A 14001-nucleotide genomic window follows, 5' to 3' on the forward strand; every position below is an offset into this window, starting at 1 on the left:
GCGGACTCGGCGTAACCAACCCTTCATCGCACCTTGAACGCTAGCAGGCCGGCATCGATTGTAAACCGCAGGGTCCATACCGTCTGGCGCAAGAGCTGCGCACCCGCGCGCCTGCTGGTCGTGCGGCTGTTCCGTTCGTCGGATAGGCAGACAGCGGAACGCCTGAACTCCCCGAGCGCGTCCGTTGCCCAAGAAGACAGCGACGTTGCAAGCGTCGACCAGGCAGCCACCGAGGACTTTCCGCATGAAGAAATCCATCCTGATCATCGCGCTGTCGACTCTGGTCGCCGCGCCTGCCTTCGCACAGCATCCAGCGGGCACACCGGAAGATCGGGAGGGCTCGTCGTCGAGCACGATGGGCAACCCGGCGCCCCAGGAAACCGTCGAGACGCAAAAGGATCACAAAGGCCGTACCGTGACCGAGGATGGCCGCCCCGCGGCGCAACCTGACAACGGCGATGATGGTGACGCCGATTCCAAGGACCCCACCCGACACTCCAGCCCCGGTGGTGTGAGCGACCCGGCTTCCGACCCGGGCTCACTGGAGTAGCCGCCACGCCATGGCCCTGGATGAGTACAACCGCAAGCGTGATTTCAGCGCGACCCCCGAACCCGGCGGCACACCCGCAGGCAAGCGCGGCAAGCAGGGGGCGCTGCAGTACTGCATCCAGAAGCACGACGCCACGCGGTTGCATTACGACTTCCGCCTGGAGCTGGACGGCACCCTGAAAAGCTGGGCGATTCCCAAGGGGCCGTCGCTCGACCCCAAGGCCAGGCGCCTGGCGGTGCACGTGGAGGATCATCCGCTCGAATACGCCACCTTCGAGGGCAGCATTCCCGAAGGGCACTACGGTGCCGGTGATGTGATTGTCTGGGATCGCGGCGTGTGGGTACCGCAGGGCGACCCTGAGGAGGGCTATCGCAAGGGCAAGCTGAAGTTCGCGCTCGAGGGGGAAAAGCTCTCAGGAAGCTGGAACCTGGTGCGCACGCGGATGGACGGCAACAAGGAGCAGTGGTTCCTGATCAAATCCAACGACGAGACGGCGCGGCCGGAAGGCGAGTACGACATCGTCCGCGAGCAGCCGGACAGCGTGCTCAGCGACCGCACCCTGATCCCACGTCAGCGTGGCAAGGCGAAGGCCGAAGCCGCAGCCAAACCGGCGAAGACACCGGCGCGGCGCCGCAGTCGCAAGGCAGAAGAATCTGCCACCACGCTTTCCGGCGCTCGCCCGGCGCCGCTGCCGGAAAGCCTGAAGCCGCAACTGGCGACGCTGGTCGAGTCGGTGCCCGATGGCGACTGGCGCTATGAGATCAAATTCGACGGTTACCGCATTCTGGCGCGAATCGAGTCGGGCCAGGTGCGGCTGTTCACCCGCAACGGCCATGACTGGACGGCGAAGATGCCGCAGCAGGCAAAGGCGCTGGCGGCGCTGGGGCTGGAATCCGCCTGGCTCGACGGCGAGGTGGTGGTGCCCAACGAGGAGGGCACGCCGGATTTCCAGGCCTTGCAGAACGCCTTCGAAGCCGGCCGCAGCGGCCGCATCGTTTTCTACCTGTTCGACCTGCCTTATCTGAACGGCATGGACTTGCGCGAAGTGCCGCTCGAAGAGCGTCGGGCGGCGCTGCGTCAGGTTCTGGAAACCGGGACGAGCGATTTGCTGCGCTTTTCCGCCGACTTCACCGAACAACCGGACAGCATCCTGGAGAGCGCCTGCCAGATGAAGCTCGAAGGGCTGATCGGCAAGCGCGCCGGCAGCAGCTACGTCTCCAGGCGCAGCAGCAGTTGGGTGAAGATCAAGTGCAAGAACCGGCAGGAGTTCGTCATCGTCGGCTTCACCGACCCCAAGGGGGCGAGGAGCGGGTTCGGTGCATTGCTGCTCGGCCTGCACGATGAACAGGGCGAACTGCGTTACGCCGGCAAGGTCGGCACCGGTTTCAACCAGGCCACGCTGAAAAGCCTGCACGCCAAGCTCGAGCCGCTGGTGGTGAAGCGTTGCCCGCTGGACAAGCCTCCGCCGGCGGCAGAAGTGCGCGGCGCGCACTGGCTCAAGCCCGAGCTGATCTGTGAAGTGGCCTATGCGGAGATGACGCGCCAGGGCGTGGTGCGCCATTCGGTTTTTCACGGCCTGCGCGCGGACAAACCGGCCAGGGCGATCACCCACGAACGCCCCGTCAGCACGCCGGCGAAGAAGAGTGACGCCATCCGGATTTCCAACCCGGAGCGAATCATCGACCAGTCGATCGGCGCCACCAAGATGGAACTGGCGCGCTTCTATGCCGAAATCGCACCCTGGGCATTGCCCCACCTGCGCCATAGGCCCCTGGCGCTGGTGCGCGCCCCGGAAGGTATCGAAGGCGAGCTGTTCTTCCAGAAACACACGGAGAAACTGAGCATTCCGCACATCACCCAGCTGGACCGCGCGCTCTATCCGGAACACGCGGCGCTGATGACCATCGACAGCGTCGAGGCGCTGATCGGTGCGGCGCAGATGGGCACCATCGAGTTGCACACCTGGAATGCGTTGGCGCCGGAGCTCGATCACCCGGACCGCTTCGTCCTGGATCTCGACCCCGATCCGGCCTTGCCGTGGAAGCGCATGGTCGAGGCGACCCAGTTGACCCAGACCCTGCTGGACGAAATCGGCCTGCAATCCTTCCTGAAAACCAGCGGCGGCAAGGGTTTGCATATTCTGGTGCCGCTGCAGCCCGTCCATGACTGGAGCGAGGTGAAGGGTTTCAGCCAGGCCATTGCGCGCTACCTGGCGAAACTCTTGCCGCAGCACTTCTCGGCGGTCAGCGGGCCGAAGAATCGTATCGGCCGGATCTTCATCGATTACCTGCGCAACAGCCAGGGTGCCAGCACCGTGGCGGCCTATTCGGTACGGGCGCGCGAAGGGCTCCCGGTGTCGGTGCCCATCCACCGTGACGAACTGGCGGAACTGAAGGGCGCCAATCTCTGGAACATCCGCAACCTGATGCTCCGGCTGGAAGAGCAGGGCGATGACGATCCCTGGTCGGGCATCGACCAGACCGGGCAAAGGATCACCGCGGACATGCGCGAACGCCTGGGTTTGAAACCCTAAATGCCCTGAGCTACAACCTGGCGACTCAGTAGTCGTGGCAATCGGTGCCTTGGCGCAGGTAGCTCACGGAGTGGGTTTCGCCCTTGGAGTCGAGGTAGGTCATGGTGGCCTCGACCACCTCGCAGCCGCCGGCCGGAACGTCCAGCGAGACGACCTTGGCGATATCCAGGTGATCCCCGTACTGATACGGGACCGCTTGCGACTCGGCATTGGCCAGTTGTGCGACAAGGGACAGGCCGGCAATCCAGAACAGGTTTTTCATGGTCGACTTCTCCATGTGGAGGCAAGCCCGCACAGGATGGCAGGGCATTGCCTGGGGAATAAAAGAGGCTGCCAACGAGGGTGCAGCCAAAGGTGACCATCCCAATCGAGCAAAGGAGCGAACATCGATCGATGGGCAGCGGGTCCCGCGGAGGGAGGCGCTGCGATGTCACCGGACAAGCGTAAGGGCTGGCAAAGGCTGGAAAAATACTGCCCCAGGCGATGGATTCTTACCGGATGGGTAACAGTCCGGGGCTCACTCGTCATCGCCCCTCGCCCAGTACTCGCGGTTCTGCAGCACTTCGTGGTAGCCGGTCAGCGCTTGCGGTAGCTCCTGTTTGAGAAAGTCCACCCAGGTTTTGACCTTGGCATCCAGAAAACGTCTTGAGGGATAGAGCGCATGGATGTGCTTTTCCGGCAGCCGGAAATTCGGCAGCAGCCGCACCAGCGAACCGCGCTGCAGCGCAGGGGCTGCAACGTAGTCGGGCAGCAGGCAGATGCCCATGCCGGCTTCTGCGGCACTGCTCATCGCCTCGGCGACGTTCACCCGGAAGCTGTCGCCGGGCGTGATGGATTGCTCGCCTCCGTCGACGAGGAAGCTCCAGGTATCGGTGAATGCCGGGTCCGCCAGGCGCAGGCAGCGATGGGCCTGCAGGTCCGCCGGCACCCTGGGCACGCCATGCTGCGCGAGGTAGAGCGGTGAAGCGCAGACGACATGAAACACGGTGCCGAGTGTCTGGGCGATCAGCTCGGAGTCCGGCAGTTCATGGGACAGCGTGATGACCACGTCGAGGTTGTCTTCCAGCAGATCGGGCTGACGTTGGGAAAGCACCAGGTCCATGGTCACTTCGGGATAGCGTTCGTGGTAGCGCCCGGCCAGCGTGGCGAGTAGCTGGATGCCCAGGCCCGTCAGCGCATGCACGCGCAAGCGTCCTCGTGGGGTCAGGTGCGCGCCGCTGGCTTCGGCCCGCGCGTATTCGATCTGTTCGAGAATCTGCCGGCATTGGGCCAGAAAACGCTCGCCGGTCTCGGTCAGCGCCAGGCGCCGGGTGGTGCGGTGCAGCAGGCGCGCGTGCAGCTGGTTTTCCAGGTCGGATACCAGCCGGGAGACCTGCGCCGTGGAGGTTTCCGTTTGTTGCGCCGCTGCGGTGAAACTTCCCGCATCCACCACCCGTACGAAGACGCGCATTGCATGCAGCATATCCATCGGAAGTACCTTGTTGAGCCACATCCTGGCCCTGTAGGAGCGAGCTTGCTCGCGATCGAAGGTGAAAAACCTGGATGATTGTCGATGGGATCGCCAGCAAGCTGCTCCTACCGAAATGTCATGAAGGGTCACATACCCGCATGTGTGACAACCGGGGCTCTGTTAAGGCTCCACTGGGTGCCGGGCGGCAATTTCCGCCTGGCCACTGCCTTCCCAGCCGCCACCCAGGGATAGGAACAGGTCGACCTGGTCCCGCGAAAGCTGCGCTGCGGAATCGGCCAGCGCCGCTTCGGCCGCTGCCAGGGTGCGCTCGGCATCCAGGCTGTCGAGGTAGGCCAGGCGACCTTCCTGATACAGGCGGCGCGTATCGTCCGCGGCGCGGCGGGCCGCATCGCGCGCATCGCGCAGGGACTGGTTGCGTTGCAGGTCGTGGGCGTAGTGGCTCAGCAGCGTCTGCGTTTCGCGCAGGGCATCGAGCACCACGCCATCGAAGCGGGCCAGCGCGGCCTCGGCGCCGGCTTCCATGGCCCGGACGCGCGCCCGGTCGACCCGGGTCGGGAAGTGCCAGGAAATGCTGGGGCCGAAGCTCCAGCGGCGGGTAATGGGATCGCCTATATGCTCCAGCATGCCGGTGTAACCGGCGCTGGCACCGAGGGTGATTTCGGGGTACATCATCGCGGTGGCAACGCCGATGTCGGCCGTCGCCGAGGCCAGCATGCGCTCGGCAGCGCGAATGTCCGGACGGCGCTTGAGCAGGGCGCCGCCATCGCCCACCGGCAGCGGCTGAGCCAGTTGCGGCGCGTGGTTGCAGGCCGCCACCGCCGCAGGCAGATCGCCGGGCGTACGGGCGAGCAGCGCGGCGATCTGGTAGAGCGCAGCGGCCTTCTTCGATTCGAACGGAGAGAGTTCGGCGCGCAGCATCTCGACCTGCGTGCGGGCCCGTGCGACGTCCACTTCATTGCCGCGACCGCCGGCCAGCAGCCGCTTCGCCACGTCCAGCTGCTGTTGCTGGATCCCCAGCGAATGCTCGGCGATCGCCAGCTCCTCGCTGGCATGGCAGGCTGCGAGGTAGTTGCGGACCACCTCGGCCACCACGGTGATGCGCGCCGCATCCAGTGCGGCTGCGCTGGCATCGGCACTGGCACCGGCCGACTCCGCCGCACGCTTGAGCTTGCCGAACAGGTCGAGCTGATAACCCACCGAAAGGCCGGCATCCGCGAGGTTCATGACCGGTATCTTTTCAGCCAGGGCCAGCGACTCGCTGGAAAGCTGGCCGCGAGCGAGCGAGCCGGCTGCGCCGAACTCGACTTCCTGGGCGTGGTGGGCCATCTGGAAGCCTTCGTAGGCGTGTCGCAGGTTGTGGTAGGCCAGCCGCACATCGGTGTTGTTGGCCAGCGCTTCGTGGACCAGCCGGTCGAGGAGGGCGTCGTCATAGAGCTTCCACCAGTCGGCAGGCAGCGGCGCCTGGTCCACCTGCGCATTGTCCAGCAGGTCGAACGGGGCGCCCGCGTCGGTCCGCTGGATCACCGCGTCGCTCGGCACCTGATAGTCGGGGCCGACCATGGTGCAGGCGCTTAGCATCCCGGCCAGGGCAAAGAGGGTGGCGCGACAAATCGACCTCATAGCGCCGCCGACTCCGCGTCGTCCGCTGGCCAGGGCAGGACGGACAGCGTCGCGGTGCGGCCGATGACCAGGCGGATATCGGTCTGCTGATCCTCGTCCAGCACCACCCGCACCGGAATCCGCTGGGCCAGCCGTACCCAGTTGAAGCTGGGATCGATGTTCGGCAGCAGCGAAGTGCCGCGCACGCGGTCGCGGTCCTCGATGCCGGCGGCGATGCTCTGCACGTGGCCACGCAAATGCTGGGACTCGCCCATGACCTTGATGTCCACCGGCTGGCCGATCTCGATGGCGTGCAGCTTGGTTTCCTCGAAGTAGCCTTCGATGCGCAGCGATTGGGTGTCGACGATGGAGAGTACCGGCGTGCCGGTTTTCACGTAGTCGCCGACGCGCATGGTCTGGTCGCCCAGATAGCCATCCACGGGGCTGAGCACGGTGGTGCGCTCCATATCCAGGCGGGCGACGCCCAAGGCGGCTTCGGCGGTGGCCAGGGCAGCTTCGGCACGTTTGACCAGGGTATCGCCGATCTCCACCGTTTCCGCGGCGATCAGGTCCTTCAGTACCCGGTTGCGCTTCGCTTCACGCTGCGCCTGATCGAGCTGGGCGCGCCGTTCCATCACCAGCGCTTCGGCTTCGGCCACGGCCAGTTCGAAGCGGGCCCGATCGATGACGAACAGCACCTGGCCGCGGCTGACCTTCTGGTTGTCACGCACCTTGAGCTCGGTGACCAGGCCGGATACGTCCGGCGCCACCTGAATGATGTCGGCATGCACATGACCGTCGCGGGTCCATGGCGATTCCATGTAGTAATCCCAGAGATGCAGGCTGACGACGACGGCGATGGCTACGGCCAGCAGGGTCAACAGCACGGAGCCAGCGGCAGGTATCCATTTATTCACGAAGCGAGTCTCGCGCAGAGGTTGAACAGAACGCCGAGCACCATGACGTACAGGGCGAGGTTGAACAGCGGGGGGTGCCAGACCCAACGGTAGAAACCCAGGCGCTGCAGCAGCGTGCCGAGCAGGCTCTTCACCAGGTAGGCAGCCAGCATGGCCACCAGCAGCATGGGCACGTAGACGCCATAGATATTCAGATGGCCGGTCATATGGAGGCTCCAATCGATCCGCTGGGCAGTACCGGGTTTGCTGGCTGTATGCAGACGCTGGCGGGGGCGTCCGCATACAGCGCCAGCCTCAGTCCGTGCAGCGTCTGGGCCGTGCTGCGGGCAATACGTGTGGGGTTCGCCTGCAGGGCGCGCAGCAGGGCATCCAGCTCCTGTCGCAACCGCGGCGGGGCGGGCAACTGCCGGTGCGTTTTCGCGCAGGCGATGAAATAGTCGTGAATGCCGTTCAGCACGGGTTGCAGCTGCTGCTCCAGTGCAGGGGTAAGGCGCAGCTCGTGCAGTTCCAGCAGGCGAAAACAGATGCGCAGTTCGCGGGTCGCGTCGTTCAGCGCCAGGCCGTTGTCACCCAGCTGGCCCAGGCGCGGCAATAGCTGGCCGGTCCGGTCGATGATGCTCGAGGCGACATCGGCAGGGTTCTGCCGGCGCCCGCTGATGGCAAGTTCGGCCAGCTTCAACCAGCCGTGTCGCGCCAGACGTCGCGCTGCCCAGAGCGTGCCGAACGGCTTGGTCAGGCGTGCCCAGAGCAGGGCGAAGATAACTCCGAGCACCGTGGAAATGGCGATATCGGCGAACAGCTCGAAGTCGGCCTTGAAGCTGTCCTGAAGCGTGATGCTGGAAATGGTCTGCACCGCCACCAGAATCACCGTGCCCGCATATTGCGGTCGCCCGGCCAGCGTGCCGAGCAGCAACAGTGGAATGGCGAGCAGGGTCGCCAGGCTGCCGAAATCGTGCACGTTGGGCATGAGCGCGAACAGGTAGATGCCGGCGGCCAGCATGGAAATCACCGTGGCCACCAGAAACGACTTGATGAAGGGCGCGGGGTTGTCCTGGTTGGCGAAGAAACAGCCCGAGACGGCTGCGATGAACACGCCGCTGTAGCCATGTTCCCAGCCGGACACGAACCACAGCATGCTCAGGCAGAAGACCGACACCGCGACCGACGCGGCCGAGAATGCCAGCAGGCCACGATCGTAATGGCGTGGGCCGCCCACCAGCTGCTGAACGCGGTAGCGCAGCTCGACGGGCTTGTCGGCATGCCCCTGGAGAAACTGCTGGTGCAGGTTGCAGCAGTCCTGCCACAAGTCGATCAATGCACGCAGCTGGCGCAAGCCGCTGTCGATGACCAGCGCGTAATGCGGATGGGTATCGCACAGCCAGGCTTCCAGTTGCAGACTGCGCTCGCGCAACTGTTCGGCCGTGGTCTGGCGATCCGCTCCCTGAATCCAGGCGTCCACCCAGGCCAGGTGTTCCTCCAGCTCCGGCAGCAGGCCATCCGCTTCCCGTTGCAGTCGATGCAGCGCATCGGCGGTGGAGATCAACTGTGGCATCAGCATCGCCATGCGTGCCCGGAACTCGCGGGCATGAACGGTCGAGCGATGGCTGCTGCTGTCGTACGCCAGGTGCGTGATCATGCTGTCGAGCCCCATCACGTCCACCAGCAGTACGTTCAGCGCATGCTGGTCCGTCTCACCCAGGTGATGCGAATTGAGCATGCGACTGACGGCGGCCCGGCCATCGTGCAGCAACAGCCCCATCTTCTCGCCCAGCACCGGGGCGATCCGGCTGGGAAACAACACGGCATTGACCAGGCTGGCGCAGACGATGCCCAGCAGGATCTCTTCCGAGCGGGCGAGCGCGACGTCGAAGATGGTCGCCGGATGGTTGACCTCGGCCAGGCTGATCAGCGGCACCGTATAGGCCGCGAGCAGGAAGATGTAGCTGCGCGGAGAGCGATCGCTCAGCGCCAGATAGAGCAGGGCGCCGATCCAGACGGAAATCGCCAGGCTGAGCATCACCGGCTGCTGGGCGAACATCGGCAGAAGGACCACCGACGCCGCCGCGCCCAGCAAGGTGCCAAGCGCACGGTAGATCGCCTTCGACCGGGTGGCGCCGGACAAGGGATGAGAGACGACGTACACCGAGGCCATGGCCCAGTAAGGGTTGTCCAGCGGTATCGCGAGGGCGAGATAGAGCGCAAGCAAGGCGGCAATCAGCGCTTTGGCGGAAAACAGCCATTCACGCCAGGTCGGCATGTTCATGGATAGAATGTTCGATCTTTTTCTGATGCCGTACCGAAGAGGAGGATTACCGAGGCGGTACGGCTGCACACAAGTCGTTACATTTAACGTCAAGGCGACGTGACAGATCGAACAACCAATCGGACAAATCGCTCAAATTCCTACCTGCGCGTTTATGTCGCGCCCGGACTTCGGAAATCCGATGAAAGACATCCCCAACTACGCGCTGTATGGTGAGCGTGCGCGGCCGGCATGGCAGGACATGCTGCATCTGGAGTGGATCAACGAGCGCAGCGAACTGCACCAACGTGAGATCAAGCCCCACCAGCACGACTCATTGCTCCAGATTCTCTATATCCGCAGCGGTGTGGGTGAGGTGTCGCTGGAAAACAGCCGCATGCCGTTCGAGGCCCCGTGCCTGATATTGCTGCCGCGCCGGACCGTACATGCCTTCACCTATAGCCAGGATTGCGACGGTCCGGTGATCACCGCCGCGCAGCGACCGCTGGAATCGATGGCGGGCATCCTGTCCAGCGAGCTGCTGGCCATGATCCAGCGTCCGCGCGTATTTCCGCTGCCATGGCAGGCCAACGGCGAAGAGCCGATCTGGCCGCTGTTCCGCCTCATCGAGGAGGAGGCGGACAGCCCCGAGCGCGGCAACGTGGCGGCGGGGCACGCCTTGCTGCTGGCCCTGCTGATGCGCATCGCGCGCCTGGAGGCACCGGCTCCGGCGCAGCCGATCAGCAACCCGCGCCATGTCGCCGTGCTGAATCGATTCCGCGAGCTGGTGGACGCGCATTTTCGCAATCACTGGTCACTCGCACGCTACGCGGAAACCCTGGGCGTTACGCCGACGACGCTGGGCCGTATCTGCCGCAACGAACTGGGCGAATCGCCGACATCTGTGATCAACGAGCGCACCATCCGTGAAGCGCAGAGGCAACTGGCGTACACGGAACGGGAAATCAAACAGATCGCCCATGAACTGGGATTCGCCGACAGCGCCTATTTCAGCCGTTATTTCCGCAAGCATGCCGGCCAGAGACCCAGTGAATTCCGCATGGCGTTTCGCCGGGTAGGGAGTTAGGGTCTGTTCCCGTTTCGTCGCACTCCGCGTTGCTGCGGCAAATGTCGCCAGGCCGGGCGGCGTTCCGCAAGGCGCGGGACTCGCTCCCTTGCCAAGTTCCGCAACGCCGCATGGCGACATTTGCCGCGCAACCCTTCGGGCCGGGCCTGTTTTTGCGCGATGCGGCGTTTCTCGTCGCTTATTTGGAACGACCAAACTTCGCTTCTCGTGCCTTGCCTCGCGCAAAAACAGGCTCCGGCGCGAACGCGTACGAAACGGGAACAGACCCTAGGCGCATTTCGTGCCTCAGCGCGGCTGAAAGGGGCAGGGTAGAGCCTTGGAACGAACTGTTGCAGGCAAAGAGGCTCCACATGCAAGGGAGAAAGCCCAGCGGCAGATATTGCCCGTCGGTCTTCCCCTGACATAAGAAGAAAATCCATGGAGTCGCTCAATGCCTGTCGTATCCAATGTCGTTCCTTTCAAACGCCTCATCCTGGCTACCGCAATGACCCTTTCAGCCTCCCTGTGCCTGGCTGCCGAAGTGACGAACCCGCATGCCGATGAGCCCATCGGCACCGTCCAGCAGGTCTATGACGGCGCGCTCATGCCTGGCATCCAGGTGAACACCTTCCGCAACATCGATCGACTGTTCGCCACTGGTGCGGTCAGGCAGGGCGGTAAGGTGCTGCCGCTTCCCGCCGCACAGAAGCCGCTGGAGAACTTCAAGTTCGAGTCCAACGGCAAGCCATACGACCTGTACGACTACGTGTCGCTTAACCGTGTCAGCGGCTTGCTGGTCATCAAGGATGGCAAGATCGCCCACGAGAACTACCAGCTCGGCAACACCGAAGACACCCGCTGGATGTCCATGTCGGTGGTGAAATCCATCACCGCCACGCTGGTCGGCGCGGCCATCCAGGACGGGCACATCAAGAGCATCGACGATCTCATCGTCCAATACCTGCCGGAGCTCAAGGGCAGCGCCTATGACGGTGTGAGCGTGCGCAATCTGCTGCAAATGGCCTCAGGCGTGGGCTGGAACGAGACCTACACCGACCCGAAATCGGACCGTCGCCGCATGCTCGAAGTGCAGAACGCCCAGACACCCGGTGGCGTGCTGGCATTGATGGCCAAACTGCCTCGCGCCGCCGAGCCAGGCACACGCTGGAACTACAGCACGGGCGAAACCCACGTCGCCGGGGCGCTGGTTCGCGCTGCGGTCGGCAAGCCGGTGAGCCAGTATCTGTCGGAGCGGATCTGGAGCAAGGTCGGCATGGAGTCGGACGCCACCTGGTGGCTCGAATCGCCCGATGGCCTCGAGGTAGGCGGCAGCGGCCTTTCCGCGACGCTGCGCGACTACGGCCGTTTCGGCCTGTTCCTGCTCAACGACGGTGTCGCCGGTGACGAACGCATCCTGCCCGAGGGATGGATCGAAGAAGCGGGCTCGCCGAAGACCATCGACGGCAAGCAGGTCGACTACGGCTACATGCTGTGGCCGATTCCCGAGTCCGAAGGCACGCCGAACGAAGGCGCCTTCGAAGCCCGCGGCATCTTCGGCCAGCACGTCTACATGAACCCACGGGAGAACGTCGTGATCGTGGTATGGGGCGCGCTGCCCAAACCGCAGGGCATGGCGCCGATCAAGGACAACGATTTCTTCGCTGCAGCCGTCGAGGCGCTGAAGCGGTAATCGTCGTTTCGTTGACCGAGCCCGTCCTTAACTTGGGCGGGCTTGGTATCGCAGCGCTGCTGAGGAGTCAGTGCGATCACTCAACGATCAACGATGGCGCATCCATCATTTCCCACCCGACCTCAGCTTATCATGCTTCGCATAATCTATATTATGTTAAATAAGCCGTTATGGTTACGCCTGAGGCATATGTGGCTCCTGACAATAAAAGAGACAAATCTTGCTCAAAAAAAATACAGATTAATCAATGATATGGAAGCTGCAGGATCCTGGAGACCCTTTCGTTGCCCGCCGATATACAGTCAAAAAAGTGGACTCCTGAAGCAATTTTGACTGGTTAAAAAAAATAAAAACAAGACTAGAAATGCTCTGCTACGGTTACGGAAAGCAACTCTAGATTTCGCCACCGGCCGCTGGAGTCTCCGATGCCAGCATACACCATAGACCCGCATCCACTCTTTGCCGGTCCCGAGTCAATGGTCCTGGGCATCGAGCAGTATTATGCTCGCTACCCCTGTGTTGCGGCCTACCTCAAGAGTTTCTCGACTGAGCTTGATGTCGAGAAGGATTTTAAATGGAGCCTGCGCTTCCTTGCGCGCCATAACCGTGCCCCGGGGACTTTCGGTAATTACCGTACATTTGTTGAGCGCTTGCTTCTTTGGAGCTGGGTTTTTGCCGGAAAATCGGCGTTGACGTTAAACCGTGATCAATTTGGACAGTTCCTCTCTTTCTGCAAAAAGCCACCTTCGAATTGGGTCGGTGCTTCGCCGGCGGTCCGATTTATTCAAGATGATGGGAATTGGACTTTTAACGAAGGCTGGCGACCTTTCGATATTCGAAGCCAAACAGAGGCTGACTCCTATCGACCGTTTACGGGTACCTTGCGACAGATACACAGCATCTGTAGTTCTTTTTACAATTTTCTCCATGCAGAAGATGCGGCAGCACTCAATCCGGTCACTGCGTCTCGATCGCACAATGGAAATGCAGAGAGTGGGATTTACCCTGTTCGCAGATATCTTAGTTCAGACCAGCTATATCATGTATTACGGATTCTAGAGTGCCGCGCAGTAGTCAATCCGACAGACGAGCGTGCTCTTTTTATAGTGGCGGCGACGGTTTTTATGTACTTGCGAGCTGCGGATCTCGCAAAATCTGGCGAATACTGTCCAAGTATGGATTGCTTCGTGCTTGAGGACGGCAAGTGGTGGCTGGTGCTAGATGCTCCAGGCACGCCGTCGCAAAGGCTCGCAGTCAACCCAAAATTCTTGCCCTATCTGAAACGCTACCGGAAAAGCCGAGGTCTATCGCCGTTGCCGGAGCAAGATGAGGGAGTACCCATGTTGGAGACTAGCTATGGGCGTCCGGGGCTTTCTGTTCGTCAAATTCGAGATATTGTTCAAGGAGCTCTCAGACAGGTGCATGCGGCTATTACCTCTTCAGGAGAATGTGGTGATCATTGGAATGTTTTACTTGGATCTAGCCTCAGGTTTTTGAGGGACAGTGGCGCGAGGAGTGCTGCTCAAACCCGCGAGCCCGCCGAACTGCAGCGAGATCTACGTATTACGAGTATCGCTTACACCTACGGCAGATATTACCGTGAGTGAAGTAACGACCAGCTTGCGGTCAAGGTGCTTGTAATATCCGATAATCACCAGACCCGGATATTGCTCTATACTGATCCAGAAGCGCTGATTTAGATGCATTCTTTAGTGATCTGAACTAAAGATTCGAATTTCTGGTAACTACAGATTCGAAACGGGATTGAGCTCTCCGTTTCTAACCTTCGGTTCACTCTGTGCCCTCCCGTTTCCAATCTTTGGTTCACGTGCTTCGCCGTTTCTAATCTTCAGTTCACCGGAGCGTCCATTCGATTCGGTCACGCATCTCTCGATCAGTTGATGAATCACCCCGGGTTTCGTGGAGGCCTCAA

Annotated in this window: 11 protein-coding genes; 5 read left to right on the forward strand and 6 right to left on the reverse strand. The window is 62.2% G+C overall.

Translation table 11 applies throughout. The features are described from left to right. Positions 1-244: 244 nt before the first annotated feature. Both EA795_RS17155 and ligD read left to right on the forward strand, forming a co-directional pair. Positions 245-550, forward strand: a complete 306-nt coding sequence (locus tag EA795_RS17155) for a hypothetical protein (RefSeq protein ID WP_058075863.1) — start codon at positions 245-247, stop codon at positions 548-550. Positions 551-560: 10 nt separating this feature from the next. Beyond that, the gene (gene ligD / locus EA795_RS17160; protein WP_122078612.1) at positions 561-3083 is read left to right on the forward strand and encodes a DNA ligase D; all 2523 of its coding nucleotides are present in this window, start codon (positions 561-563) and stop codon (positions 3081-3083) included. Between the two features lie 25 nt (positions 3084-3108). Here the strand turns inward: ligD and EA795_RS17165 are convergent, their stop codons facing one another. The 6 genes from EA795_RS17165 to EA795_RS17190 form a co-directional block, all read right to left on the reverse strand. Further along, positions 3109-3345 (reverse strand): DUF2790 domain-containing protein, encoded by a 237-nt coding sequence (locus EA795_RS17165; protein ID WP_014852813.1) that lies wholly within the window; start codon positions 3343-3345, stop codon positions 3109-3111. 255 nt (positions 3346-3600) lie between these two features. Next, entirely contained in the window at positions 3601-4551 is a 951-nt protein-coding gene (locus tag EA795_RS17170; RefSeq protein ID WP_043942785.1) for a LysR family transcriptional regulator, read from the reverse strand. A gap of 162 nt (positions 4552-4713) precedes the next feature. Beyond that, complete coding sequence (locus EA795_RS17175) at positions 4714-6174, reverse strand: efflux transporter outer membrane subunit (RefSeq protein WP_122078613.1); 1461 nt, start codon at positions 6172-6174, stop codon at positions 4714-4716. Further along, positions 6171-7070: an efflux RND transporter periplasmic adaptor subunit gene (locus EA795_RS17180; RefSeq protein WP_043942601.1), complete on the reverse strand. Its 900-nt coding sequence runs from the start codon at positions 7068-7070 to the stop codon at positions 6171-6173. The genes EA795_RS17175 and EA795_RS17180 overlap by 4 nt, the downstream gene beginning before the upstream one ends. Continuing rightward, entirely contained in the window at positions 7067-7276 is a 210-nt protein-coding gene (locus EA795_RS17185) for a DUF1656 domain-containing protein (RefSeq protein ID WP_014852817.1), read from the reverse strand. Before EA795_RS17185 ends, EA795_RS17180 begins: the two co-directional genes overlap by 4 nt. Next, entirely contained in the window at positions 7273-9333 is a 2061-nt protein-coding gene (locus tag EA795_RS17190; RefSeq protein WP_122078615.1) for an FUSC family protein, read from the reverse strand. The genes EA795_RS17185 and EA795_RS17190 overlap by 4 nt, the downstream gene beginning before the upstream one ends. 181 nt (positions 9334-9514) lie before the next feature. Between EA795_RS17190 and EA795_RS17195 the strand changes: the two genes are divergently transcribed. From EA795_RS17195 to EA795_RS17210, 3 genes are all read left to right on the forward strand, one after another. After that, entirely contained in the window at positions 9515-10399 is an 885-nt protein-coding gene (locus EA795_RS17195) for a helix-turn-helix domain-containing protein (RefSeq protein WP_122078617.1), read from the forward strand. 430 nt (positions 10400-10829) lie between these two features. After that, the gene (locus EA795_RS17205; RefSeq protein WP_122078621.1) at positions 10830-12068 is read left to right on the forward strand and encodes a serine hydrolase domain-containing protein; all 1239 of its coding nucleotides are present in this window, start codon (positions 10830-10832) and stop codon (positions 12066-12068) included. Between the two features lie 425 nt (positions 12069-12493). Continuing rightward, a complete protein-coding gene (locus EA795_RS17210) occupies positions 12494-13675 on the forward strand; it encodes an integrase (protein WP_226924974.1) in 1182 nt (393 codons plus the stop codon). Positions 13676-14001: the final 326 nt, after the last annotated feature.

The sequence above is a fragment of the Stutzerimonas nitrititolerans genome (genome assembly GCF_003696285.1).
Lineage (GTDB): Bacteria > Pseudomonadota > Gammaproteobacteria > Pseudomonadales > Pseudomonadaceae > Stutzerimonas > Stutzerimonas nitrititolerans.

What these genes read in the sequence shown, in the direction of transcription:
- EA795_RS17155 (WP_058075863.1), top strand. Translation starts at nt 245, where the DNA reads ATGAAGAAATCCATCCTGATCATCGCGCTGTCGACTCTGGTCGCCGCG.
- ligD (WP_122078612.1), top strand. Translation starts at nt 561, where the DNA reads ATGGCCCTGGATGAGTACAACCGCAAGCGTGATTTCAGCGCGACCCCC.
- EA795_RS17165 (WP_014852813.1), bottom strand. Translation starts at nt 3,345, where the DNA reads ATGAAAAACCTGTTCTGGATTGCCGGCCTGTCCCTTGTCGCACAACTG.
- EA795_RS17170 (WP_043942785.1), bottom strand. Translation starts at nt 4,551, where the DNA reads ATGGATATGCTGCATGCAATGCGCGTCTTCGTACGGGTGGTGGATGCG.
- EA795_RS17175 (WP_122078613.1), bottom strand. Translation starts at nt 6,174, where the DNA reads ATGAGGTCGATTTGTCGCGCCACCCTCTTTGCCCTGGCCGGGATGCTA.
- EA795_RS17185 (WP_014852817.1), bottom strand. Translation starts at nt 7,276, where the DNA reads ATGACCGGCCATCTGAATATCTATGGCGTCTACGTGCCCATGCTGCTG.
- EA795_RS17190 (WP_122078615.1), bottom strand. Translation starts at nt 9,333, where the DNA reads ATGAACATGCCGACCTGGCGTGAATGGCTGTTTTCCGCCAAAGCGCTG.
- EA795_RS17195 (WP_122078617.1), top strand. Translation starts at nt 9,515, where the DNA reads ATGAAAGACATCCCCAACTACGCGCTGTATGGTGAGCGTGCGCGGCCG.
- EA795_RS17205 (WP_122078621.1), top strand. Translation starts at nt 10,830, where the DNA reads ATGCCTGTCGTATCCAATGTCGTTCCTTTCAAACGCCTCATCCTGGCT.
- EA795_RS17210 (WP_226924974.1), top strand. Translation starts at nt 12,494, where the DNA reads ATGCCAGCATACACCATAGACCCGCATCCACTCTTTGCCGGTCCCGAG.